Here is a 25,377-nt window from a genome sequence, read left to right as displayed (position 1 = left end):
ACTGACCGGCGTACAGCGCGCGGCCGTGCTGCTGCTTTCGCTGGGTGAACTGGACGCGGCCGAAGTGCTGCGCCACATGGAACCCAAGGAGGTGCAGAAGATCGGTATCGCCATGGCCACCATGACCGACATCACCCGCGAACAGGTGGAACGGGTGATGGACCAGTTCGGCCAGGAGCTGGGCTCGAAGACCTCGCTGGGCGTGGGTTCGGACGACTACATCCGCAACATGCTGGTGCAGGCGCTGGGCAGCGAGAAGGCCGGGAACCTGATCGACCGCATCCTGCTCGGCCGCAACACCACCGGCCTGGACGCGCTGAAGTGGATGGACCCGCGCGCGGTGGCCGACCTGGTGCGCAACGAGCACCCGCAGATCATCGCCATCGTGATGGCGCACCTGGAAACCGACCAGGCCGCCGACGCGCTGAAGCTGCTGCCCGACCGCACCCGCGTCGACGTACTGCTGCGCATCGCCACCCTCGACGGCATTCCGCCGAACGCCCTCAATGAACTCAACGAGATCATGGAGCGCCAGTTCGCCGGCAACCAGAACCTGAAGTCGTCCAACATCGGCGGCGTGCAGTGCGCGGCCAACATCCTGAACTTCATGGACAGCGGCCAGGACCAGGCGATCCTGGGCGAAATCGCCCGCATCGATGCGCCGTTGAGCAACCGCATCCAGGACCTGATGTTCGTGTTCGACGACCTGGTCGACCTGGACGACCGCGAAATGCAGCTGGTGCTGCGCGAAGTGAGCGGCGAGCGCCTGGGCCTGGCCCTGCGCGGCGCCGACATCAAGGTGCGCGACAAGATCACCCGCAACATGTCGCAGCGCGCGGCGGAAATCCTGCTGGAAGACATGGAAGCCCGCGGCCCGGTGCGCCTGTCCGACGTGGAAGGCGCACAGCGCGAGATCCTGGCCATCGTCAAGCGCATGGCCGATGAAGGCACCGTCACCATCGGCGGCAGCGCGGAGGCCATGCTGTGAGCAACGTCGTGCGCTGGCTTGCCCCGGACCTGCTGGCCCAGCCCGAACCGGTGCTGGATCAGGAGGATGCGTTCGAACTCACCGAGCCGGACCCGCAACACGAACCGGAGCCGCCGCTGCAGCTGCCGACCCTGGAGGAAATCCAGGCCATCCAGGACAGCGCGGAAAAGGAAGGCTTCCAGCACGGCCATGCCGACGGTTATGGCCAAGGCCAGGCCGAGGTGCGTCGCCTCGCCGCGCAGATCGAGGGCATCCTCGACAACTTCAGCCGGCCGCTGGTGCGGCTGGAGAACGAAGTGGTCGGTGCACTCGGCGAGTTGGCCGTGCGCATTGCCGGTGCGCTGGTCGGGCGTGCCTACGAGGCCGACCCTGCGCTGTTGGCGCAGCTGGTCGGCGAGGCGATCGACGCGGTCGGCGGCAGCACCCGCGAAGTCGAAGTGCGCCTGCACCCCGACGACATCGCTGCCCTCGCCCCCTTGCTGAACCTGTCGCCGCAGCAACGACTGGTGCCCGACACCAGCCTCAGCCGCGGCGACCTGCGCGTGCATGCCGAAGCCGTGCGCATCGACGGCACCCTGGAAGCCCGCCTGCGTGGCGCGCTGGATGCGGTGATCCGCCAGACCGGAGCAGGCGCATGACGCCCGAATCGCAGCCGACACCACCGCCCGCCGACTGGGCCATGGCCCGCAACCTGCGCCTGGCCCGTCGCCTCGACGGCCTGCGCGTAGATACCGCGCATGGTCGCGGCCTGATCCGCGAGGGCGTGCTGCGCCGCGCGGTCGGGCTCACCCTGGAAGCCGTTGGCTGCGAGGCGCCGCTGGGCGCCAGCTGCAAAGTGGAGGTGGTCGACGGCGGCTGGGTCGATGCCGAAGTGGTCGGCTTCGCCGGCGAGCGCACCTACCTGATGCCCAGTGCCGAGCTGCACGGCCTGCTGCCCAACGCCCGCGTGGTGCCTTCGGCACGCCGCGGTGGCGTGGAAGTGGGTGAAGGCCTGCTCGGCCGGGTCATCGACAGCGATGGCGTGCCCCTGGACGGCAAGGGCCCGATCCGCGCCGAGGGCCACGTCGGCATGGCCGGTGTCTCGATCAATCCGCTGGCACGTGAACCGATCACCCAGCCGCTGGACGTGGGCGTGCGCGCGATCAACGCGCTGCTGCCGATCGGCCGCGGCCAGCGTGTCGGCCTGTTCGCCGGTTCCGGCGTCGGCAAGTCCACGCTGCTCGGCATGATGACCCGCTACACCGCCGCCGACGTGATCGTGGTCGGCCTGATCGGTGAACGTGGCCGCGAAGTACGTGATTTCGTCGAAACCACGCTGGGCGAGGAAGGCCTGCGCCGCGCTGTGGTGGTGGCCAGCCCGGCCGACCGGCCGCCACTGGCGCGCCTGCACGGCGCCTACCGTGCCACCGCCATCGCTGAATGGTTCCGCGACCAGGGACTGAACGTGCTGCTGCTGATGGATTCGCTGACCCGCTTTGCCCAGGCACAGCGTGAGATCGGCCTGTCGGTCGGCGAGCCGCCGACCACCCGCGGCTACCCGCCGTCGGTGTTCGCCAAGCTGCCGGCACTGGTCGAACGCGCCGGCAACGGCGCCAAGGGGCGTGGCTCGATCACGGCGTTCTACACCGTGCTGACCGAGGGCGACGATCCGCAGGACCCGATCGCCGACGCGGCACGGGCGATCCTCGACGGCCACATCCTGCTCTCGCGGCGCGTGGCCGACAGCGGCCTGTACCCGGCCATCGACGTCGAATCGTCGGTCAGCCGCGTGGTCACGGAAATCGCCGACGAGCCGTGGCGCCTGCGCATCCGCAAGTTGAAGCGGCTGGTCTCGGCCTACTCGGCCAACCGCGACCTGATCGCCATCGGTGCCTACCAGCGCGGCAACGACGCGGCCACCGACGAAGCCCTGGAACGCTGGCCGGAAATCATGGAGTTCCTCGGCCAGGACGTTGCCAAGGCCGCAGATCTCCCGCACAGCCAGGCGGCACTGCAGCGCCTGGTGGAACAAGAGAGTTAAGCCATGAACCAGTCCAAGCGCATCGACCCCCTGCTCAAGCGGGCCCAGGAACACGAGGACGCAGTCGCCCGCGATCTCGCCGAGCGCCAGCGCGTGCTCGACACCCATCTATCGCGACTGGACGAACTGCGACGTTATGCCGAGGAGTACGCCAACGCGCAGATGGCAGCGACCAGCCCGGCGCAGCTGTTGAACCGGCGCGCTTTCCTGGACCGCCTGGACAGTGCCGTCGAGCAGCAGCAGGCCACGGTCAACGGCAACCGCGAAAAAGTGGAAGCCGAACGTGCCCGCCTGATCCTGGCCAGCCGTGACAAGGCCGTGCTGGAACAGCTTGCCGCCAGCTACCGTGCGCAGGAAAAAGTGGTGACCGACCGCCGCGACCAGCGCGAAATGGACGACATCGGTGCGCGCCGCGCGCGCCTGGTGCAGGCCGAAGACCAGGACGGCACCGAGCAGGGAGGCCGCTCGTGATGCCCTCCCCGCTCGCCAGCAGCGCCAACGCGCAGACCCAGAATGCCGGCGGCGGTACAACGCGTGCGCCGCGCAGTGAGGGCAACAAGGAATTCAGCCAGCTGCTGCAGGGCGGCACGCCTGCCTCACCGGCACCGGCCACGCCAGCGTCGCCAGGCACGTCCACTTCGAGCCCGCCATCGACCGCCGACGGCAATGGCCAGGCGCCGGAAGAGCACAGCGCGGATGCAGACGCTCCCCCTGGCGAAGCCCCCGCCCTGCCGCCGCTGCCGTCGATGGCCGGTGCCCCCGGTACCGACAAGGACAAGCCCAACGCAGCAGAGGACGCGCCGTGGCCCCCCCTGGGACTGGCGGGCCTGGTGTTGGCCATGCCCACGCCCACCGACCCGGCGGTGGCCCGGCCCTCGGCCGCGGCTGCGGGTGCGCCGACGCTCGCCAGTGACAGTACGGCGCTGCCCGCCGCGACCGGGGCAGCACTGCCCGCCACCGCCCCGGCTACCGTTGCCACACCAGCGGCTGACAACAAGCCGTCGGCCGCCAGCACCGACGATGCCGCCATCTCGTCACTGCCGGAGATGATCCTGCCCGGTGGCAAGCGCGGCGACCGTGGCGAGGGCAGCGACCCGGCCACGATCGGCGACCGTGGCGCTGCCCCGCTCCTGCACGCCCCTGCTCCGGCAGCATTGCAGGACCTCAAGGCCGCGCTCACCGCCGGCAATGCAGTCTTCAACGGTGAACCGACGCCGAAGCCGGTGCTCGGCGACGACGGCTTCGACCAGGCCATCGGCGCACGCCTGGGCTGGCTGGCCGACCAGAAGATCGGTCACGCCCACATCCGCCTGAGCCCGGACGACATGGGCCCGGTGGATGTTCGCCTGCAGTTGAACGGCGACAAGGTACATGCCAGCTTCAGCAGCCCGCACGTGGACGTGCGGCAGGCACTGGAAAGCAGCCTGCCGCGCCTGCGCGAACTGCTGGGTGAACAGGGCTTCCAGCTGGCACACGCTGATGTTGGCCACCAGGCCCCCGGCGGTGACGGCAATGCGTCGGGGCAATCCGGCGCCGGCGGCATGGCCGGTGACGGAGAACCGTCGCCGGGCGACACCAGCGTGTCGTCCGCGCAGTTGATCCGCCAGCGCGGGTTGTTGGACGCCTACGCCTGACAGGCGTGCCAACCAAGGTTGGCACCCACCAGAACAGGGTAGCGCCGGGCCATGCCCGGCGGAACGCCGGAACCCGACGGAATTCCGTCACCCCCCTCGGCCCCATCTTCGGCACACCCCTTGCATATCCCGGTGAAGCAACCCTCAGGAGCTTCACCCCGTGGCCGCAGCCGCTGACAAAACCAAGAAGTCCGCCGAGAAGGACAAGACCGCCAAGCCGCGCAGTCCGATTCTGATCACCGCATTGGTGGCCGTGCTGGCCGCCGCCGCCGCGGGTGGCGGCGTCTGGTTCTTCACCCAGTCCAAGCACGAGGAAAAGGCAGCACAGGCGCCGAAGAAGGCCGCGACGCCGTCCCCGGCCCAGTACTTCGCACTGGACCCGGCCTTCGTGGTCAATCTCAACGGCCCGGTCGATGGCCCGCGCTACCTGCAGCTGGAAGTGCAGCTGATGACGCGTGACCCGGCCGCACTGGAAGCGATCAAGACCCACGCGCCGGCCATCCGTGCTCGCCTGCTGATGCTGTTCTCGCAGGTCAGCCCCGACCAGATCGCCGATGTCGCCGGCAAGCAGAAGCTGCAGGCTGCGTCGCTGGCTGAAGTGCAGAAAGTGCTCAAGGCCGAGACCGGCAGCAATGGTGCCGATGACCTGCTGTTCACCAGTTTCGTGACCCAGTAAGGGCCCACCGATGAATGATCTGTTGTCCCAGGACGAGATCGATGCCCTGCTCCACGGTGTGGACAGTGGCGCGGTCGAAACCGATCCGGAGCCGCCGTCCGGCGAAGCGCGTTCGTACGACTTCGCCAGCCAGGACCGCATCATCCGCGGTCGCATGCCAACCCTGGAAATGGTCCACGAGCGTTTCGCACGCCTGTGGCGGATCGGCCTGTTCAACCTGATCCGCCGCTCGGCCGAGCTGTCGGTGCGCGGCATCGAGCTGATCAAGTTCAACGACTACATGCACTCGCTGTATGTGCCGACCAACCTGAACCTGATCCGCTTCAAGCCGCTGCGCGGTACCGGCCTGATCGTGTTCGAGCCGACCCTGGTGTTCGCCATCGTCGACAACTTCTTCGGTGGCGACGGACGCTACCCGACCCGCATCGAAGGCCGCGAGTTCACCGCGACCGAAATGCGGGTGATCCACCTGCTGCTGAAGCAGACCTTCGCCGACCTGCGCGAAGCGTGGGCACCGGTGATGGATGTCGACTTCGAATACATCAATTCGGAGATCAACCCGCACTTCGCCAACATCGTGACGCCGCGCGAGTACGTGGTGGTGTGCCGCCTGCACGTCGAGCTCGATGGCGGTGGCGGCGACATCCACGTGACCCTGCCGTACTCGATGCTGGAGCCGATCCGCGAGCTGCTCGATGCCGGCATCCAGAGCGACCGCAACGACCGCGACGAGAGCTGGGGCAAGACCCTGCGTGAACAGCTCAACATCGCCGAAGTCACCCTGTCCAGCGTCCTGGCCAGCAAGCGCATGACCCTGCGCGACCTGACCCAGCTGAAGGTCGGCGACATCCTGCCGATCGACCTGAGCCCGCAGGTGCCGCTGTGTGTGGAGAACATCCCCGTGTTCACCGGCGAGTTCGGCATCGCCAACGGCATGAACGCCGTGAAGATCACCGCTACCCATCCGCCGGGCTCCCGCCCGCGCGTACCCGTCATCCAGGAAGACCCGCAATGAACGATATCGACGCCCTCGAACCGACCCCGGCCCAGTTCAGCAGCCTGCAGGCCGATGAGGCGAATGGTCCTGACCTGAACCTGGACGTGATCCTCGATGTGCCGGTGACCCTGTCGCTGGAAGTCGGTCGCGCGCGCCTGCCGATCCGCAACCTGCTGCAGCTCAACCAGGGCTCGGTGGTGGAACTGGAGCGCGGTGCCGGCGAATCGCTGGACGTGTTCGTCAACGGCACCCTGATCGCCCACGGTGAAGTGGTGGTGATCAATGACCGCTTCGGCGTGCGCCTGACCGACGTGGTCAGCCCGAGCGAGCGGATCCGGAGACTGCGTTGAGCCTGCTGGCCTCCACCCTGTTGGCGGTCGGCAAGACCGCCGCGCCGGTTGGCCCGCAGGTCGGCCAGCATGCGGCCGCTGCACCCAGCCTGTTCGGCGCGGTGCTGGCGCTGCTGGCGGTGCTGGCCCTGGTCGTCGGCCTGGGCTGGCTGCTCAAGCGCATGCCCGGCAGCGGCTTCCGCCCTGCCGAAGGCATGAAGCTGGTGGCCAGCCTCAGTGTCGGCGCCAAGGAACGCGTGGTGGTGGTCGAGGTCAACGGCCAGCAGCTGCTGCTGGGCGTCACCGCCGGCGGCATCAATACCCTGCATACCCTGCCCGAACCGTTGCCGCCACCGGCGCCGGTACGCGTGCCGGACTTCAAGAACCTGCCGAATTTCGCCCAGCTGCTGCAGCAGCGGCTGCGCAAGGACCCCTGACATGCGTGTCACCCGTACCCGACTTGCCACCCTGATGCCGTGGCTGCTGTTGCTTGCCCTGTGCCTGTTGCCGGCACTGGCGTTCGCCGCGCCCGGCGCACCGACCACGCCGCTGCCGGACATCAACGTCGGCAAGATCGGCGGTGCACCGGTCAGCCTGCCGCTGCAGACCCTGCTGCTGATGACGGCGATCACCCTGATCCCGTCGATGCTGCTGGTGCTGACCTCGTTCACCCGCATCATCATCGTGCTGGGCCTGCTGCGCCAGGCACTGGGCACCGGCCAGACACCGTCCAACCAGGTGCTGCTGGGCCTGGCCCTGTTCCTCACCGCGATGATCATGCTGCCGACCTGGGACAAGGCCTGGAGCACCGGCATGGCGCCCTACCTCAACGGCGACATCGACTTCCAGACCGCCTGGACGCTGACCACCACCCCGCTGCGCGCCTTCATGCTGGCGCAGATCCGGGAGACCGACCTGATGACCTTCGCCGGCATCGCCGGGCACGGCACCTACGCCAGCCCCGATGCGATCCCGTTCCCGGTGCTGGTCGCCTCGTTCGTCACCAGCGAGCTGAAGACCGCCTTCGAGATCGGCTTCCTGATCTTCATCCCGTTCGTGATCATCGATCTGGTGGTGGCCAGCGTGCTGATGTCGATGGGCATGATGATGCTGTCGCCGATGCTGGTGTCGGCCCCGTTCAAGATCCTGCTGTTCGTGCTGGTCGATGGCTGGGTGCTGACCGTGGGAACGCTGGCGGCGAGCTTCAATCCGGCTTGACCCAACACCGCAACGGCCGTCGAGCATGGCTCGACGCTACATGAGCGTCGCCGGGCACGGCCCGGCGCTACCGATGGAAAGACCATGTCTCCCGAACTTGCCCTGACCGAACTGCGTGGCGGCCTGATCACCGTGTTGTGGGTGGCCGGCCCGCTGCTGCTCACCGTACTGGTGGTGGGCGTGGTGGTCGGCGTCGTGCAGGCCGCGACCCAGCTCAACGAACCGACCATCGCCTTCGTCGCCAAGGCGGCGGCGCTGACTGCGGTGCTGTTCGCGCTGGGCAGCCTGCTGATCGGCCACCTGGTTGAATTCACCACGCTGTTGTTCCAGCGCATCCCGCACCTGATCGGCTAGGACACACGCTTCGATGGACGCCGCCACCCAGATGGCTGCCGACGGCCTGCAGGCCTTCGGCATGATCGGCACCGTACTGTGGACCATGCTGCGCATCGGTGCGGTGGCCATGGCCATGCCCATGGTCGGCACCCGCGCGGTGCCGGCGCGGATCCGCGTGATCCTGGCCGGCACCCTTGCCATCGCGTTGGCACCGCTGCTGCCGCCGGTACCGGACTGGACCGGCTTCGATGCCGCCACCGTGCTGACCATCGCGCGGGAACTGGCCATCGGCGTGTCCATCGGCTTCCTGCTGCGCCTGGTGTTCGAAGCCGGTGCGCTGGCCGGCGAACTGATCGCCCAGGGCACCGGCCTCGCCTTCGCGCAGATGAGCGACCCACTGCGCGGCGGCACCTCGGGCGTGATCGGGCAGTGGTTCTATCTGCTGTTCGGCCTGCTGTTCTTCACCGCCAACGGGCACCTGGCGCTGATCTCGCTGGTGGTGGACAGCTACCGGGCGCTGCCGATCGGCGCCCCGCTGCCGGACCCGCACGCCTTCTTCAGCATCGCCCCGACCTTCCTGCTGACCGTGCTGCGCGGCGCACTGACCCTGGCGATCCCGCTGACCGTGGCAATGCTGGCGGTGAATCTGGCGTTCGGCGTCCTCGCCCGTGCCGCCCCGGCGCTGAACCCGATCCAGCTCGGCCTGCCGGTCTCGCTGCTGCTCGGCCTGTTCCTGCTGGCGCTGCTGGCCGGGGAAATGGGCCCGCCGGTACAGCGCCTGTTCGATGCCGCCTTCCAGGCTGCGGACGCGGTCACACAGTGACCCGATCATCACGTTTTACTGCTTGCCATGCCTTTGTTTCTGTAGAGCCGAGCCCATGCTCGGCTGTCTTCGGCAGGAGCGGCAGCCGAGCATGGGCTCGGCTCGACAGGGGCGCAATTTCACGTTTTGCTGCTTGCCCTTCCCCCGGGTCTGCGCGCTAGAGTGAATGCGCGGCAACCGGGGGGATGCCGCACGTGGCCGCCGCCCTGCGTCGGCCTGCCTCATGCATGCCCCACCGTGGTTTCCGTCGACAGGCAGGTCCGGGAGACTGACGAATGCTGGTAGGCACGTACAATCCGTGGCTGGTGGCGATCTCGTTGCTGGTCGCGGTGATGGCTTCGTACACCGCGCTGGCGATGGCCGGGCGCACCGTCACCGCACCAGGCAAGGGCGCGGCGTGGTGGTGGCGCCTGGGGGGCGGCTTCGCCATGGGCCTGGGCATCTGGTCGATGCACTTCATCGGCATGCTCGCCTTCGACCTGCCCATTCCGCTCGGCTACGACCTGCCGATCACCCTGCTCTCCCTGGCTCTGGCCATCGCCTCGTCGGTGTTCGCGCTGTGGCTGGTTTCGCTGCGCACCCTGCCGCATCCACGCCTGGCCGGCGGGGCATTGCTGATGGGTATCGGCATTGCCGGCATGCACTACGTCGGCATGGCGGCGATGCGCATGCAACCCGGCATCGACTATGACCCGGGCTGGCTGCTGTTCTCGCTTATGGTGGCAGTCGCCGCCTCATGGACTGCGTTGTATGTGGCATTCCGCCTGCGCGCGCAGCGTACCCGTGTCGGCGACCGCCTCGCGGCCGCCGGCCTGCTCGGGCTGGCCATCGTTGGCATGCACTACACCGGCATGGCCGCCGCACGCTTTCCGGAAGGCAGCATCTGTGGCGCGGCGGTCGGCGATGGCCTGCAGAGCGAATGGCTGGCCATGCTGGTTGTGGTGCTGACCGTCGCAATCCTGGCCGTGGTGCTGGTGGTGTCGTGGCTGGACCAGCGGGTCGAGGCCCAGCTGCTGCGGCTGCGCAACTCGATGTTGAGCACCTCGCTGACCGACGCGCAGCAGGAACTGACCCAGGCTGCACTGCATGATCCGCTCACTCGCCTGCCCAACCGCCTGCTGCTGCAGCGGCGCATCGTGCAGGCGTTGGCCGAGGCCGAACAGGGCGGCAGCCGTTTCGCAGTGATGTTCATGGACCTGGACGGCTTCAAGCAGGTCAACGATGCCTATGGCCACCAGGCCGGCGACGCGCTGCTGGTGGCAGTGGCCGAGCGCACCCGCCAGCTGCTGCGCCCCCACGACATGCTGGCCCGCCTGGGCGGCGATGAGTTCGTGCTGGTGGTACGCATCGGGCACGACGAGGATCTGCCTACTCTCGCCCGGCGCATCCTGCAGGCGGTTGGCAGCGGACCGCTGCTGCCGGACAACGAACTGCAGGTAACCGCCAGCATCGGCGTGGCGATCTGCCCCGACCACGCCGCCAGCGAGCGGCAGTTGATGGCGTTTGCCGACGCGGCGATGTACCAGGCAAAGGAATCCGGACGCAACGCCTTCGTGTTGTTCGCCGACTGGATGAACGACAGTGCCGAGCAGCAGTTCCGGCTGCTGGCCGACCTGCGCCGGGCGATCGGCAGCGACCAGCTGTTCCTGAACTTCCAGCCCAAGATCCGCGTGGCAACACAGAAGGTGGCCGGTGCCGAGGCGCTGATCCGCTGGCGGCATCCGGAACATGGCCTGATTCCGCCCGATCGATTCATCCGCTTGGCCGAGCGCAGCGGCGCGATCAACGACATCGGACGCTGGGCGCTTGACCAGGCCTGCCAGCAGCTGCGGCGCTGGCACGACGCCGGTCACGAAGGCTGGTCGATGTCGGTGAACCTGTCGCCGGTGCAGTTCAGTTCGCCGCACCTGCTGCAGGATGTGCGCGAGGTGATCGAGCGCCATCGCATTGCCCCGCGCCACCTGGTGCTGGAGATCACCGAAAGCACCGTCATGCGCGATACCGATACCAGCCTGCGCCTGCTGCAGGCGCTGTCGGCTCTGGGCGTGGGCATTTCCATCGACGACTTCGGCACCGGCTATTCCAGTCTGCTGTACCTGAAGCGGCTGCCGGCCACCGAGATCAAGATCGACCACGCGTTCGTGCGCGACCTGGAGCACAGCGCCGAGGACGTGGTGATCGTCTCGGCGATCGTGGCGCTGGGCCATGCGCTGGACATGGACATCGTCGCCGAAGGCGTGGAAACCGCCGCCCAGCGCGCCTACCTGGAGCGTCTGGGCTGCGACTACCTGCAGGGCTATCTGCTGGGCCGGCCGGTCGATGCGGCGCGCTTCATGCAACTGCACGACCTGCCGCGGCCGCGGGTGGAACTGGCGCAGAGCCCGCCGCCCAGCGACAACGCGCCCCTGTAGAGCCTCGCCTGCGCTCGCCTCCCGCCGGGCACGGCCCGGCGCTACCATTGGTTGGCCTTCGGTAGATCCACGCCATGCGTGGATGCGCCGTTCCACTGTCATCCAAGGAAGCGTCCGTGGCCCTACGCCCCCCCCTTGCTGGCCTGTTGCTGGCCCTTGCTGTTGGCCACGCCACCGCCGCTGATCTGCCGTGGTCATTGCCGGCCGATGCTTCCCCGGCCCAGGTCGACGCTGCCCTGCAGGCCCTTGGCAAGGGCGTGCTGAAGTCGCCCGGCCTGACCGATGCACAGCGCGGCCACGCATTGCTGGCGATGGGCCAGACGGCCGAAGCGCGGCGATCGATCCAGCAGGCACGCGCATCGCTTGCAAGCGACGGTGATACCGCAGCAGTGCAACGCTGGGTGCCGATGCTGCTGCTCGCCACCGCCGGCGAGCAGGACGCAGCGGAGTATGCGCGCGCCTTCCACAGCACCTTCTCCGCCCTCGACGACGTTGCCGCAGTGCAGGCCGATGCCGCGCTCTCGGTCGAGCCAGCCCCGGTGCGCGCCCAGCTGGAGCAGGCCATCGCCGCGCAGGCGGGGGCCGCGACCATCGCCGAGGCCGTCGCCCTGGACCTGCTGCGGCTGCGCGCAGTACTGCGCGCACAGACCCTGGCCGCCGCACTGGCTCCTCCGCTGGTCGCGGCCGAAGAGCAGCGTCGCTTCGTCATCGACGACACCCAGCGCATTCCCGCAGGCGGCGACGTGGTGCTGTCGGCCCAGTTGGCACGGCCACGCGCTGCCATGGCGCCGCTGCCTGCGGCCATGCTGTTCACCATCTACACCGATCCACCCAAGAACCGGCAGAAGATGCTGCTGGCCGCCGCACATGGCTACGCCGGCATCGTGGTCGATGCGCGCGGCAAGGGCCAGGGCAGCGGCACCATCGCACCCTACGAGCATGACGGCACGGACGCCAACGCGGCCATCGACTGGATCAGCCGCCAGCCGTGGAGCGATGGCCGGGTGGCGATGTACGGCGGCAGCTACGAGGGCTTTACTGCCTGGGCGGCGGCGCGCCATCACCATCCCGCATTGAAGACCATCGTGCCCTACGTTGCCGCCATCCCCGGCCAGGGCCTGCCGATGGAGAACAACGTGTTCCTGAGTGCCAACTACGGTTGGGCGTTCTATGTGGCCAATGGTCCGATGCTGGACAAGGATACCTACGCGCAGAACCGCCGCTGGTCCCAGCTCGGCCGACGCTGGTATGCATCCGGCCGCCCCTACCGGCAGATCGACCAGGTCGATGGCACACCCAACCCATGGTTGCAGCGCTGGTTGGCCCACCCGTCCTACGATGCCTACTGGCAGGCGATGGTCCCGCATGGCGACCAGTTCAACGACATCCGCATACCGGTGCTGACCATCACGGGCTACTACGACGATGGCCAGATCTCGGCACTGCAGTACTTCAAGGACCACCTGCAGCATCGTCCCGACGCCGACCATGCCCTGCTGATCGGCCCCTACGACCATGGCGGCGCGCAGTCGGCGCTCAAGCCGATGCAGCTGCGTGGATATGAGCTGGACCCTGTCGCGCAGTTCGACACGCCCGCATTGACCTTCCAATGGCTGGACCATGTACTGCGCGGTGCCCCGCGACCGGCGCTGGTGCCCAACCGTGTGAACTATCAGCTGATGGGCGCCAACACGTGGGGCCATGCGGCAACGCTGGAGGCGGCCGCAGGCGATCACCGCCGCTACCACCTCTCCGCCGACCAGGCATCGTCCGATGGATACCACCGGCTGCAGGAACAGCCACCCGTACCGGGCCAGCTGCGGCAGACCGTGGACATGGCCGACCGCAATGAAATTCGGCATGGCTATTACCCGTTCCCGATCATCGCCGCGCGGGACGAGGTGGATACCGCGCTGTCCTTCGTCTCCGACCCGTTCACCCGTTCCATGGACATGGTTGGCAGCTTCTCCGGCGACCTGAAGGTCAGGATCAACAAGCGGGATTTCGATTTCACTGTCACCCTGTACGAGCTGCTCGCCGATGGACGTCGGATGCAGCTGTCCTACTACATGGGCCGGGCCAGCCATGTACGCGACCCGACAACGCGCCAGCTGCTGCAACCCGGGCAATGGACCCGCCTGCCCTTCGACCGCACGCGCATGGTGGCGCGCCGACTGGCCGCCGGCAGCCGCCTGCTGGTGAAGGTGGATGTACTGAAGGACGCGATGCACCAGGTGAACCACGGTACCGGGCGCGATGTCAGCGACGAGAGCGTGGCCGATGCGGGCGAACCGCTGCGGGTGGACTGGCACAGCGACAGCATGTTGTCGATTCCGCTGCAGCCGGTGACGCCGGACGGATGATTGCGCCGGGCACGGTCCGGCGTTACCCGTGCCGCCGCCCGCCATCACGGAACGGTTCCTGCGGCACCCTCCTGTAGAGCCGAGCGTGGGCTCGGCTCTACAAACGGGCATCCGGTAGATCCACGCCATGCGTGGATGAGCTACCCACCATCACGGAACAGTTCTTGCACGCACCCCGGCATCCCCTGTCGCAGTGCCTGTGATGTCCGAGAACGAATCCGCCGGCGAAAAGACCGAACAACCTACCGAAAAACGCCTGCGCGACGCCCGTGAACAGGGCAATCTGCCGCGCTCGCGCGAACTTGGCACCGCCGCCGTGTTCGGTGCCGGCGTGCTGGCGGTGATGGCCATGAGCGGCTCGATCGGCCGTGGCGCCACGGCCTGGATGAAGCAGGCGCTCAGTCCGGAACAGAGCCTGCGGCAGAACCCGAAGGAACTGTTCGGCCACTTCGGCGACCTGCTGCTGCAGTTCCTGCTGGTGATCGCACCGCTGGTGCTGGTCTGCCTGCTGGCCAGCTTCGTCGCCCCGCTGCTGATGGGCGGCCTGCGCTGGTCGCAGAAGGCGTTGCTGCCCGACATCAACCGCATGAACCCGATGAGCGGACTCAAGCGCCTGTATGGCCCGGAGGCCATCGCCGAATTCACCAAATCGCTGCTGCGCGTGGCCTTCGTCGGCGTCGCCGCCGGGCTGGTGGTCTGGGCCGGCTTCGACACCCTGCGCGGGCTGATCCACCACCCGCTGGAGACCGCCATCACCGACGGCCTCGGCTTCACCCTGCGCCTGCTGCTGGCCACCGCCGGCGCCATGCTGGTGCTGGCCGCCATCGACGCGCCGTACCAGCGCTGGAACTGGATGCGCAAGCTGAAGATGACCCGTGAAGAGCTGCGCCGGGAAATGAAGGAAAGCGAAGGCAGCCCAGAGGTGAAGGGCCGCATCCGCCAGCTGCAGCAGCAGATGGCCAACCGCCGGATGATGGAAGCGGTGCCCACCGCCGACGTGGTGGTGGTCAACCCCACCCACTACGCGGTGGCCCTGAAGTACGAAGGCGGGGCCATGAACGCCCCCACCGTGGTCGCCCTGGGCGTGGACGAGACCGCCCTGCGCATCCGTGAGGTGGCCGACGGCAACAAGGTCGCGATTGTCTCTGCCCCGCCTTTGGCACGCGCCTTGTATCGGGAAGGCCAACTCGGAAAGGAAATCCCCGTGAGACTGTATTCGGCCGTCGCCCAGGTCCTGTCCTACGTCTACCAGCTGCGCGCCTGGCGCACTGGCCCGATGCCGGACGCCCCGCACATCCAGGTGGATGAATTCGGCAAGGGAGGCCGCCCGTGAGCGCCCAGCCCTCCACCGGATTCAACACCCGCCGCGCCCTGGAAATGATCCGCCAGGGCCTTGGCGCACCGCTGATCGTGCTGGCCCTGCTGGCCATGGTCGTGGTGCCGCTGGCCGCGCCGGTGCTCGATGCGCTGTTCACCTTCAACATCGCCATCTCGCTGATGGTGCTGCTGGCGGTGGTCTACGTGAAGCGCCCGCTGGATTTCACCATCTTCCCGATCGTGCTGCTGATCACCACCATGCTGCGGCTGGCGCTGAACGTGGCCTCTACCCGCGTGATCCTGCTGAACGGCCAGAACGGCCACGACGCCGCGGGCAAGGTCATCGCCGCCTTCGGCGAATTCGTGATCGGCGGCAACTACGCGGTCGGCATCGTGGTCTTCGCGATCCTGACCATCATCAACTTCGTGGTCATCACCAAGGGCGCCGGCCGCGTCTCGGAAGTGACCGCGCGCTTCATCCTCGACGCGATGCCCGGCAAGCAGATGGCGATCGACGCCGACCTCAACGCCGGTTTGCTGACGCGTGAAGAAGCCAAGCTGCGCCGCGAGGAGGTCCGCGAGGAAGCCGACTTCTACGGCGCGATGGACGGTGCCAGCAAGTTCATCCGCGGTGACGCCATCGCCGGCATCCTGATCCTGTTCATCAACATGCTCGGCGGCCTGGCCGTGGGCGTGCTGCAGCATGGCATGCCGTTCGGCGACGCCGCCGCCACCTACACCCTGCTGTCCATCGGTGACGGCCTGGTGGCGCAGCTGCCGGCGCTGCTGGTGTCCAGCGCGGTGGCGATGCTGGTGACCCGCGCCTCGCGCTCGCAGGACATGGCCCAGGCCATGACCGGCCAGGTGTTCGGCCAGTACCGCGCGCTGGCGATCACCGCCGGCATCATCGGCGTGGTCGGCCTGGTGCCGGGCATGCCCAACGTCGCTTTCCTGACGCTGGCTGCGATCCTCGGTTTCATCGCCTGGAAGGTCTATCGCAAGGGCAAGACCGCCGCCGCCGATCCGGCAGCCGCAGGCAATGACGCCGCTGCCCTCAACGCACTGGGCCGCCCGGCCGCGCCGGCACCGACCGCCGAACTGAGCTGGGACGAGCTGCGCCCGGTCGATCCGCTGGGCCTGGAGGTCGGCTACCGGCTGATCCCGCTGGTCGACAGCAACCAGGGCGGTGAACTGATGGCGCGCATCAAGGGCGTGCGCCGCAAGCTGACCCAGGATGTCGGCTTCCTGATTCCCTCGGTGCATATCCGCGACAACCTGGAACTGCCCGCCAACGGCTACCGCGTGCTGGTGCACGGCGTGCCGGTGGCCACCGCCGAGATCCACCCCGACCGCGAACTGGCGCTGGACCCGGGCAGTGCGCTCGGCGCGCTGGAAGGCATCGCCGGCAAGGACCCCGCGTTCGGCCTGGATGCCACCTGGATCCAGCCGCACCAGCGCGCCCAGGCCGAAACGCTGGGCTACACCGTGGTCGACCCGGCCACCGTGGTCGCCACCCATCTGTCGCACCTGATCCGCGAACACGCGCCCGAGCTGCTCGGCCACGAAGAAGTGCAGCACCTGCTGGCCAACCTGGCCAAGAGCGCCCCCAAGCTCGTCGAAGATCTGACGCCGAAGGCGCTGCCGCTGTCGGCGGTGGTGCGCGTGCTGCAGAACCTGCTGGTGGAGCGCATTCCGATCCGCCAGCTGCGCAAGATCGCCGAAGCCCTGGTCGAACACGCGCCCAGCAGCCAGGACCCGGCCGTGCTGACCGCCGCCGTGCGCACCGCGCTGGGCCGCTTCATCGTGCAGGAGATCGCCGGAATGTCGGCGGAGCTGCCGGTGTTCACCCTCAACCCGCAATTGGAACGTGTCTTGCAGGAGTCCACGCAGGGCAACGGCGCCGCGCTGGAACCCGGACTCGCAGAGCGACTGCACCAGAGCCTGGCCGAATGTGTCAGCAAGCAGGAAGCGCGAAACGAGCCGGCGGTCGTGCTGGTACCGGGCCCGGTGCGCGCCGCGCTGGCCCGCCTGGTCCGCCACAGCGTTCCGTCGCTGTCGGTCCTGGCCTACAGCGAGGTGCCGGAGGACAAGCGCCTGAAGCTGGTCGGAACGATCAGCTGACGCCGCCCACCGATGCGCCAGAAAACAGACACCACTTTCGAACCAACGCAACAGACAGATACCAAGGGGAACCCGCACCGTGCAGACCACCGACCACCCGAGTTCTCCGACCGCCACCCCGCCGTCTTCGTCCCGTGACCACAGCATGAAAATCAAACGATTCGTCGCCGCCGACATGCGCTCGGCCATGAACCTGGTGCGCAAGGAACATGGTCCTGACGCCGTGATCCTGTCCAACCGCCGGATCGAGGAAGGCATCGAGATCGTCGCCGCGGCCAACTACGACGAGAGCGCCGTGCAGCGCGCACTGGAAGCCTCGCGCCGTGACGTCGCACCGCCGCCGGCACCCAAGCCGCGCACCGCTGCCGATGCGGTGATCGCCGCGGTTACCCGTCGCCGCAGCAGCACCCCGACGCCGGAGCCGGTGGCGGCCACCACCTCGGCCGTGGCCGCCCTCGCCCGTGCGGCCGTTGGTGCCACCGGCCGCACCCTGGACAGCGCCGACGAGATCGTGCCGACCCGCGGCAGCACCGGCTTCGCAGCCACTCTGGCGCGCGCCGCCGTCAACGAACCGACGCTACCGGAACAGATCTTCGCCCCGTTCGCTGAAGCCATCGTTGCACCGGCACCGGCCGTCAGCGCGCCAGCCAACCGTGCCCGCTTCCAGATCGACCCGCCGCACGACATGCATCACGAAAGCGTGCCCCCCGCCGTGCAGCCGCCGCCGCTGCCGGGCGCGGCCGTCGCCGAACCGCAGCCGGCCATCGCCGCCAGCGAACCGGCAGCGGTCGAAGCCGCCGGCGAAGCCAGCCCGGCCCCCATGCTGGCCCCGGCACCGACGCTGACCGTGGTTGCCCAGGACGACGCCGAGATCCGCCTGCTGCGCCAGGAAGTGGCCGGCATGCGCCAGGTGATCGAGCGCGAGATGAACCGCTTCACCGACGAGCGCCTGCGTGGCAGCCCGGTGCGCGCCACTGCGCTGGACCTGATGGACGAATACGGCTTCGACGCTGGGCTGGCCCGCGACGTGGCCATGCAGATCCCGCTGGAGACCGAAGCCCATCGTGGCCGCGGCCTGATGCTGGGGCTGATCTCTCGCAAGCTGCCGATCGCCCCGGTCGACCCGCTGGAAGAAGGTGGTGTGATCGCCCTGGTCGGCCCGACCGGCGCCGGCAAGACCACCACCATCGCCAAGCTGGCCTCGCGCTTCGCCGAGAAGCACGCCCCGCGTGACGTCGCCCTGATCACCACCGACACCACCCGCATCGGCGCCCGTGAGCAGCTGTATGGCTACGGCCGCCAGCTCGGCATCGCCGTGCACGAGGCCAACAGCGGCACCGATCTGGACCAGCTGCTGGAACGCCTGAAGGACTACAAGCTGGTGCTGATCGACACCGCCGGCCTGGGCCCGCGCGACCGCGCCCTGGCCGCGCAGCTGCAGTGGCTGCGCGCCGCCCGGCAGGTACGCACCCTGCTGGTGCTGCCGGCCAACACCAGCTTCGGCGACATGGACGAGGTGGTCCGCCGCTTCGGCGCCGCCAACCTGCAGGGCCTGGTGCTGAGCAAGCTGGACGAGACCGGCCGCTTCGGCAACGCCCTGTCGGTGGCCGTGGACCACGCCCTGCCGATCACCTGGGTGACCGATGGGCAGGACGTTCCGGAGGACCTGCACCGGGCCAGTGCGGCCAATCTCGTACTTCGCCTTGAAGATTTGCGCCGCGCGGCCGATATGCCCTGCAACCCGGAGTTGAACCATGCCGTCGCGTGAGTACGCCAAGCTGACCAAGACCTTCCCGCTGTCGGCCACCCGCAGCGAGCCGCTCGGCCCTGTGCGCACCATTGCCGTCACTGGCGGCAAGGGCGGCGTGGGCAAGACGAATGTGTCCGCCAACCTGGCCGTGGCACTGGCCGGCATGGGCAAGCGCACGCTGCTGCTGGACGCCGACCTGGGCCTGGCCAACATCGACGTGATCCTGGGGCTGAACCCGACCTTCACGCTGGCCGACCTGGTCGCCGGCCGCTGCTCGCTGGAAGACGTCATCGTCGAAGGCCCGAACGGCGTGCTGGTGGTGCCGGCCGCATCCGGCCGCCGGCACATGGCCGAGCTGGCCCCGGCCGAGCACGTCGGCCTGGTCAACGTGTTCTCCGAGCTGGAACGCGAACTGGACATCATGGTGGTGGACACCGCCGCCGGCATCACCGACGGCGTGCTGACCTTCTGCCAGGCCGCGCAGGATACCGTGGTGGTGGTCTGTGACGAGCCGGCCTCGATCACCGACGCGTATGCGCTGATCAAGGTGTTGTCGCGCGAACGCGGCGTGGACCGCATCCAGGTGGTGGCCAACATGGTGCGCGACCCCAACGAGGGCCGCGTGCTGTACGAAAAGCTGACCCGCGTCTGCGAGAAGTTCCTCGCCGATGTCTCGCTGAACTACCTGGGCTGCGTGCCGCAGGATGACTGGCTGCGCCTTTCGGTACAGCGCCAGCAGCCGGTGGTGAAGGCCTATCCATCCAGCCCGGCCGCGCTGGCGATCACCGAGATCGCGCGTCGCACCGCACGCTGGCAGGCGCCGACCGAACCGCGTGGCGGCGTCGAGTTCTTCCTCGAACGCATCCTCAAGCAGCGCGGGGTGGCCGCATGAAAGGCGCAGCCCAGTACAGGGAAGTCCAGCGCTCGGCGGCCAACGAGGTCATCGCCCAGCATTCGGACCTGGTGCGGCGCATCGCCCACCACCTGGCCGCACGCCTGCCGGCGAGCGTCGAGGTCGACGACCTGATCCAGGCCGGCATGATGGGCCTGATCGAAGCGTCGCGCAGCTACGACGCCGATCAGGGCGCCTCGTTCGAGACCTATGCCTCGATCCGCATCCGCGGTTCGATGATCGACGAGATCCGCCGTGGCGACTGGGTGCCGCGCTCGGTGCACCGCCGTGCCCGCGATGCCGCCGCCACCATCCGCCGCCTGGAACAGAGCAGCGGCCGCGCCGCCAGCGCCACCGAAGTGGCCGCCGCGATGGAGATGCCGCTGCCCGAATACCTGCGGCTGATGGAAGACGCCGCACGCGGCCAGGTGCTGAGCCTGGAGTCGCGCATCGAGGACCAGGGCGAGCTGGACACCGTCGCCCAGGGTGGCCCGACCCCGCAGCAGGTGCTGGAGCGCGGCGAGTTCGGCCGCGAGCTGGGCAAGGCCATCGGCCACCTCCCCGAGCGCGAACAGCTGGTGCTCTCGCTCTATTACGAGCAGGAACTGAACCTGAAGGAGATCGGCGCGGTGCTCGGCGTGAGCGAGTCGCGGGTCTGCCAGATCCACGGCCAGGCGGTGCTGCGCCTGCGTGGCCGGCTCAAGATTTTCGAGGCGGCGGACGCCGGCCTGGAAGAATGAACATGCCCGAGGCGGCTGCCCCCGGCCGCCCGGAATGAACAACAAAGGAACTCTGCTTTGAACAAGAACATGCGCATCCTGATCGTCGACGACTTCTCGACCATGCGTCGAATCGTCAAGAACCTGCTGGGCGATCTGGGCTTCACCAACACCGCCGAAGCCGAGGACGGGCATGCCGCGCTGTCGCTGCTGCAGAGCCAGCCGTTCGATTTCGTGGTCACCGACTGGAACATGCCGGTGATGACCGGCATTGAGCTGCTGAAGGCGATCCGTGCCGATGCCAAGCTGAAGACGCTGCCGGTGCTGATGGTCACCGCCGAGGCCAAGCGCGAACAGATCATCGAAGCCGCCCAGAACGGCGTGAACGGCTACATCATCAAGCCGTTCACCGCGCAGACGCTGGAAGAGAAGCTCGGCAAGATCTTCGAACGCCTGGCGGCCAGCGCCTGATGGATACCACGGTCGACAAGAACGCCCTCGCCCTGCGCCTGCAGGAAGCCCTGGACGCACTGGAGTCCGGCGACGAAGCCGCCTGGCGGCAACGCATCGACGGACTGGTCGCGCTGCGCACGCAGCCGATGATGAGCGGCCTCTCGCGGCTGGCCCGCGAGCTGGGACAGGCACTGGGTGAACTGCCGACCGTGCCCAGCGAGGCCGGTGAGCTGGACGACGCCTGCGCACGCCTTGACCACGTGGTGGCGATGACCGAACAGGCCACGCACCGCACCCTGGACCTGGCCGAGGAATGCCGCAGCCTGACCGAACAGCTGCGCGCCGAAGGCCTGCAGCCGGGCCAGGACGCGCAGCTCGAGCGCATCCGCCACAACCTCACCGAAATCGCCCTGACCCAGAGCTACCAGGACCTGACCGGGCAGATCATCCGTCGCGTGGTCGGCATCGTCCGCCGCGTGCACGAGGGCTTTGGCGCACTCGGCCTGCCGCCGGAACAGCATCGCACCGATCCGGAACTGGCCGGGCCGGCACTGAAGGGACTGGACCGCCACGCGGTCTCGCAGAACGACGCCGACGACCTGTTGTCGGACCTGGGGCTATAAGCATGAGCGCGGTATCCGACGACATCACTGCCGATTTCATCATCGAGGCCCAGGAAATCCTGGATCGCCTGGGCGAACAGCTGGTGTCGCTGGAGCAGGCACCGCAGGACGCCGAGCAACTCAACGCGGTATTCCGCGGCTACCACACGCTCAAGGGCGGCGCCGGTTTCCTTGGCGTCACCGCCATGGTCGAGCTGTGCCACGCCGCTGAAGAAGCCCTGGGCATCGCGCGTGCCGGGCAGGCGGCACTGCAGGCCCACCACTTCGACGCCGCCCAGCAATCGCTGGACTACCTGCAGTCGATGCTGGATGCGGTGTCCTCCGGCACCGAGCCGGGCTATGCGCCGCCGGACCTGATCGCGCAGTTCGACATGAACGGTGGCACTGCCGCACCGGTCGCTGCGGCCGCGCCAGCGGCAGGTGGCAGCGATCTGATCACCGACGACGAATTCGAGGCCCTGCTCGACCAACTGCACGGCGGCAACGCGCCGACCGCGGTCGCGCCGGCGAAGAAGGCCGACGATGGCCTGATCAGCGAAGACGAGTTCGAAGCCCTGCTGGACCAGCTGCACGGTGGCGCTGCGCCAGGCGCCAAGCCTGCTGCCGCCGTCGCGGCGGCCCCCACCGCCGCACCGCGCCCGGCACCCGCCCCAGCACCCGCCCCAGCACCTGCAGCCAAGCCGGCGGCCAAGCCGATGGCCGAGGCCGAGCACACCGTGCGCGTGGACACCAAGCGCCTGGATGCGATCGTCAACCTGATCGGCGAACTGGTGCTGTCACGCAACCGCCTGAAGACCCTGCGTGCACGCCTGCGCGACGAGGAGCTGGACCGCGCCGTATCGACGCTGGACATTGCCACTGCCCGCCTGCAGTCGGCGGTGATGCGCACCCGCATGCAGCCGGTGGGCAAGGTGTTCTCGCGCTTCCCCAAGGTCGCCCGCGACGTCGCCCGCTCGCTGAAGAAGGAAGTGGACCTCGAGCTGGTCGGCGCCGAGACCGAGCTCGACCGCAACCTGGTCGAAGCGCTGGCCGACCCGCTGGTGCACCTGGTCCGCAACGCCATCGACCACGGCGTGGAAATGCCCGACCTGCGTGAAGCGCAGGGCAAGCCGCGGATGGGCCATGTGCGCCTGTCCGCCCAGCAGGAAGGTGACTACGTCAGCATCGAGGTGCAGGACGATGGCGCCGGCATTGACCCCGAGAAACTGCGTGCCAAGGCACGCGAGAAGGGCCTGATCGACCCGGAAGCCGCTGCCCGCCTGAGCAGCGAGGAGTGCCTGCACCTGGTGTTCCTGCCCGGCTTCTCGACCAAGCAGCAGGTCACCGATATTTCCGGCCGCGGCGTCGGCATGGACGTGGTGCAGTCGCGCATCCGCGAACTGAGCGGCCAGATCCAGATCCAGTCGGAACTGGGGCGTGGCAGCCGCTTCCTGATCCGCGTGCCGCTCACCCTGGCGATCCTGCCGACCCTGCTGGTGCAGGCCGGCGAGGACGTCTACGCGCTACCGCTGGCGCGTGTGATGGAAGTGCTGCACGCGCCGCGCACGTCGCTGGGCTGGTTCGATGGCCGCGCCGTGCTCGACCGCCGTTCGCACACCCTGCCGCTGGTCGACCTGCGCCAGTGGCTGGATGTGACGCCCGCCGCGTCGACCCTGCTGACCATCGTGGTGCTGCAGGCCGGTGAAGCGCGCTTCGGACTGGTCGTGGACCAGGTGCGCGGGCGCGAGGAGGTGGTCATCAAGCCACTGCCGAAAGCCCTGCGCGGCCTGCGCGGTTATGCCGGTGCAACCTTGATCGGCGATGGTCGCATGGCACTGATCCTGGACGTGGACGGCATCCGCTGAACACCGCCGGGCATGGCCCGGCGACCCGAAAACTGTGACTACCGTCTGTACGCGTTCTCCCGGTGTCTCAAGTCCCATTCATACAAGCCGATACCGGAACCATGGATAGACTCAGCCTCATTGGACTCTTTCTCGCCCTGGCCTCGCTGGTCGGTGGCAGCATCCTCAAGGGCGCCGGCCTGGCGTCGCTGTGGTCGCCTGCGGCGTTCGTGATCGTCATCGTCGGCACCGTTGCCGCGATCCTGCTGCACACTTCGCCGGCGGTGTTCAAGCATGCGTTCAAGATCGTGCGCTGGGTCGTGCGCCCGCCGCACAGCGATCGCCGCGAACTGATCCAGCAGATCGTCGAGTGGAGCAACATCGCCCGTCGCCAGGGCCTGCTGGGCCTGGAATCGCAGGTGGAAGCGCAGCAGGACCCGTTCCTGCGCAAGGGCCTGCAGCTGCTGGTGGACGGCGTCGAGCCCGAATCGATGCGGCACATGCTGGAAATCGAACTGGGCAGCCAGGAACACCAGGACCAGGCCGGTGCCAAGGTATTCGAGGCGATGGGCATCTACGCGCCCACGCTCGGCATCATCGGTGCCGTGCTCGGCCTGATCGCGGTGATGAAGAACCTGGCCGACCCGAGCAAACTCGGCCACGGCATCGCCGCCGCATTCACCGCCACCATCTACGGCATCGCCTCGGCCAATCTGCTGTTCCTGCCGATCGCCGCCAAGCTCAAGAGCGTGATCTCGCACAACACCCGCGACCGCGAGATGGTCATCGAAGGCCTGATCTCGATCGCCCAGGGCGAGAACCCGCGCAACATCGAAACCAACCTCTCCGGCTTCCTGCACTGACATGGCCCGCCGCAAGCACCACGAAGAGCACGCCAACCATGAAGCATGGGCGATCCCCTATGCCGACCTGATGACGCTGCTGCTCGCCTTCTTCGTGGTCATGTACGCGATCTCCTCGGTCAACGAGGGCAAGTACCGGATCATGGCCGACGCGCTCACCGATGCCTTTGGTGGTGCGCCGCGCACGATCAACCCGGTACAGGTCGGCAACAAGCAGGTGCAGGGTGGCGGCTGGGACAGCCCTTCGGTGATCAAGTCCGGCACCAAGATCGGCCCCTCCGCGCCGGCGCCGTCGCACGACCCGACCCTGCTGCCGTCGATGGCCTCGCAGATGCGCATGCCGGTCTCCGTCCACAACCAGGAACAGATCGCCCGTGCCGAGCGCCAGCTCAACGGCATCGCCGACCGCCTTACCGCTGCACTGGCGCCGCTGATCGACCGCGGCATGATCAGCGTGCGCCGCACCGAGTTGTGGATCGAAGTGGAGATCAACAGCGACATCCTGTTCCCCACCGGCTCGGCCGCGCTGGACGTGCACGCCCGGCAGACGCTGGCCAGCCTGGCCGAAGTGCTGCGTGACGTGCCCAACAGCGTGCGCGTGGAGGGCCACACCGACAACGTGCCGATCGCCACCGCCACCTTCCCGTCGAACTGGGAGCTGTCAGCCGGACGCGCAGCCAGCGTGGTGCATCTGTTCGCCGACCAGGGCGTGCAGCCGTCGCGGCTGGCAATGGTCGGCTATGGCCAGTTCCGCCCGCGCGAAGAGAACGACAGCGCGCAGGGCCGCAACCGCAACCGCCGGGTGATGGTCATCATCCTGGCTGACACATCGCACTCGGTGGATCCGCTGGGCCAGCGCCTGAACGCAGCCACCGGCGCCACCGACAGCACCGTCACCGAACAGGCCGCCGCAACTCCGGCCAGCGCCCCCACCTCCCCCATCGCACCGGTGAAGTTGCCGCCGGTGCCGGCTGGCAGCCGCGTCGGCGCCGCCGTTCCCCCGGCAATGAAGGAGTAATCC

The 25,377-nt window shown here is 68.2% G+C and carries 24 protein-coding genes; all 24 read left to right on the top strand.

Translation table 11 applies throughout. The features are described from left to right. Position 1: 1 nt before the first annotated feature. The 24 genes from fliG (at position 2) to motD (ending at position 25,374) form a co-directional block, all read left to right on the top strand. Positions 2–988 carry a flagellar motor switch protein FliG gene (gene fliG / locus ACZK29_RS10050; RefSeq protein WP_024958226.1) on the top strand — a complete coding sequence of 329 codons (987 nt, stop codon included), beginning with the start codon at positions 2–4 and terminating at the stop codon, positions 986–988. Further along, complete coding sequence (locus ACZK29_RS10045) at positions 985–1,626, top strand: FliH/SctL family protein (RefSeq protein WP_478447000.1); 642 nt, start codon at positions 985–987, stop codon at positions 1,624–1,626. Before fliG ends, ACZK29_RS10045 begins: the two co-directional genes overlap by 4 nt. After that, complete coding sequence (locus ACZK29_RS10040; protein WP_164147210.1) at positions 1,623–3,008, top strand: FliI/YscN family ATPase; 1,386 nt, start codon at positions 1,623–1,625, stop codon at positions 3,006–3,008. The genes ACZK29_RS10045 and ACZK29_RS10040 overlap by 4 nt, the downstream gene beginning before the upstream one ends. 3 nt (positions 3,009–3,011) lie before the next feature. Then, positions 3,012–3,479 carry a flagellar export protein FliJ gene (gene fliJ, locus ACZK29_RS10035; RefSeq protein WP_005413256.1) on the top strand — a complete coding sequence of 156 codons (468 nt, stop codon included), beginning with the start codon at positions 3,012–3,014 and terminating at the stop codon, positions 3,477–3,479. Next, positions 3,479–4,642 carry a flagellar hook-length control protein FliK gene (locus ACZK29_RS10030; protein WP_478453103.1) on the top strand — a complete coding sequence of 388 codons (1,164 nt, stop codon included), beginning with the start codon at positions 3,479–3,481 and terminating at the stop codon, positions 4,640–4,642. The genes fliJ and ACZK29_RS10030 overlap by 1 nt, the downstream gene beginning before the upstream one ends. A 160-nt stretch (positions 4,643–4,802) precedes the next feature. Continuing rightward, positions 4,803–5,318 carry a flagellar basal body-associated FliL family protein gene (locus tag ACZK29_RS10025; RefSeq protein WP_111202951.1) on the top strand — a complete coding sequence of 172 codons (516 nt, stop codon included), beginning with the start codon at positions 4,803–4,805 and terminating at the stop codon, positions 5,316–5,318. A gap of 10 nt (positions 5,319–5,328) precedes the next feature. Further along, a complete protein-coding gene (gene fliM / locus ACZK29_RS10020) occupies positions 5,329–6,333 on the top strand; it encodes a flagellar motor switch protein FliM (protein WP_111202953.1) in 1,005 nt (334 codons plus the stop codon). Beyond that, the gene (gene fliN, locus ACZK29_RS10015) at positions 6,330–6,665 is read left to right on the top strand and encodes a flagellar motor switch protein FliN (RefSeq protein WP_005409543.1); all 336 of its coding nucleotides are present in this window, start codon (positions 6,330–6,332) and stop codon (positions 6,663–6,665) included. Before fliM ends, fliN begins: the two co-directional genes overlap by 4 nt. Further along, positions 6,662–7,081: a flagellar biosynthetic protein FliO gene (fliO, locus tag ACZK29_RS10010; RefSeq protein ID WP_010482437.1), complete on the top strand. Its 420-nt coding sequence runs from the start codon at positions 6,662–6,664 to the stop codon at positions 7,079–7,081. Before fliN ends, fliO begins: the two co-directional genes overlap by 4 nt. A 1-nt stretch (position 7,082) precedes the next feature. Next, positions 7,083–7,862 (top strand): flagellar type III secretion system pore protein FliP, encoded by a 780-nt coding sequence (gene fliP / locus ACZK29_RS10005; protein WP_049431111.1) that lies wholly within the window; start codon positions 7,083–7,085, stop codon positions 7,860–7,862. Positions 7,863–7,946: 84 nt separating this feature from the next. After that, positions 7,947–8,216 (top strand): flagellar biosynthetic protein FliQ, encoded by a 270-nt coding sequence (locus ACZK29_RS10000; RefSeq protein WP_005413254.1) that lies wholly within the window; start codon positions 7,947–7,949, stop codon positions 8,214–8,216. A gap of 13 nt (positions 8,217–8,229) precedes the next feature. Next, a complete protein-coding gene (fliR, locus tag ACZK29_RS09995) occupies positions 8,230–9,021 on the top strand; it encodes a flagellar biosynthetic protein FliR (protein ID WP_478446998.1) in 792 nt (263 codons plus the stop codon). A gap of 275 nt (positions 9,022–9,296) precedes the next feature. Beyond that, complete coding sequence (locus ACZK29_RS09990) at positions 9,297–11,432, top strand: putative bifunctional diguanylate cyclase/phosphodiesterase (RefSeq protein ID WP_111202966.1); 2,136 nt, start codon at positions 9,297–9,299, stop codon at positions 11,430–11,432. A 116-nt stretch (positions 11,433–11,548) separates the two neighbouring features. Continuing rightward, positions 11,549–13,795, top strand: coding sequence for a CocE/NonD family hydrolase (locus ACZK29_RS09985; RefSeq protein ID WP_478446997.1), 2,247 nt, complete (start codon positions 11,549–11,551; stop codon positions 13,793–13,795). 202 nt (positions 13,796–13,997) lie between these two features. After that, on the top strand, positions 13,998–15,128 hold the full coding sequence (flhB, locus tag ACZK29_RS09980) for a flagellar biosynthesis protein FlhB (protein WP_478446996.1): 1,131 nt from the start codon (positions 13,998–14,000) through the stop codon (positions 15,126–15,128). A 44-nt stretch (positions 15,129–15,172) separates the two neighbouring features. Beyond that, complete coding sequence (gene flhA, locus ACZK29_RS09975) at positions 15,173–17,233, top strand: flagellar biosynthesis protein FlhA (RefSeq protein ID WP_181502553.1); 2,061 nt, start codon at positions 15,173–15,175, stop codon at positions 17,231–17,233. A 145-nt stretch (positions 17,234–17,378) separates the two neighbouring features. Next, positions 17,379–19,001, top strand: coding sequence for a flagellar biosynthesis protein FlhF (flhF, locus tag ACZK29_RS09970; RefSeq protein ID WP_478446995.1), 1,623 nt, complete (start codon positions 17,379–17,381; stop codon positions 18,999–19,001). Then, complete coding sequence (locus tag ACZK29_RS09965; RefSeq protein WP_008267550.1) at positions 18,988–19,875, top strand: MinD/ParA family ATP-binding protein; 888 nt, start codon at positions 18,988–18,990, stop codon at positions 19,873–19,875. The genes flhF and ACZK29_RS09965 overlap by 14 nt, the downstream gene beginning before the upstream one ends. Then, positions 19,872–20,615, top strand: a complete 744-nt coding sequence (locus tag ACZK29_RS09960; protein WP_005413248.1) for an RNA polymerase sigma factor FliA — start codon at positions 19,872–19,874, stop codon at positions 20,613–20,615. The genes ACZK29_RS09965 and ACZK29_RS09960 overlap by 4 nt, the downstream gene beginning before the upstream one ends. 57 nt (positions 20,616–20,672) lie before the next feature. Further along, complete coding sequence (gene cheY / locus ACZK29_RS09955; RefSeq protein ID WP_005413247.1) at positions 20,673–21,065, top strand: chemotaxis response regulator CheY; 393 nt, start codon at positions 20,673–20,675, stop codon at positions 21,063–21,065. Further along, positions 21,065–21,670, top strand: coding sequence for a protein phosphatase CheZ (locus ACZK29_RS09950; RefSeq protein ID WP_006442968.1), 606 nt, complete (start codon positions 21,065–21,067; stop codon positions 21,668–21,670). The genes cheY and ACZK29_RS09950 overlap by 1 nt, the downstream gene beginning before the upstream one ends. Positions 21,671–21,672: 2 nt before the next feature. Beyond that, complete coding sequence (locus ACZK29_RS09945; RefSeq protein WP_478446994.1) at positions 21,673–23,514, top strand: chemotaxis protein CheA; 1,842 nt, start codon at positions 21,673–21,675, stop codon at positions 23,512–23,514. A 101-nt stretch (positions 23,515–23,615) separates the two neighbouring features. Beyond that, a complete protein-coding gene (locus ACZK29_RS09940; RefSeq protein WP_005409527.1) occupies positions 23,616–24,356 on the top strand; it encodes a flagellar motor protein in 741 nt (246 codons plus the stop codon). Between the two features lies 1 nt (position 24,357). Further along, positions 24,358–25,374 (top strand): flagellar motor protein MotD, encoded by a 1,017-nt coding sequence (motD, locus tag ACZK29_RS09935; RefSeq protein ID WP_111202978.1) that lies wholly within the window; start codon positions 24,358–24,360, stop codon positions 25,372–25,374. The last annotated feature ends 3 nt before the right edge of the window (positions 25,375–25,377 follow it).

The organism is Stenotrophomonas sp. 89682_Sma (genome assembly GCF_056481405.1).
The sequence above is the reverse complement of the archived record's forward strand: the minus strand, read 5'-3'. Positions and strand labels throughout refer to the sequence as shown.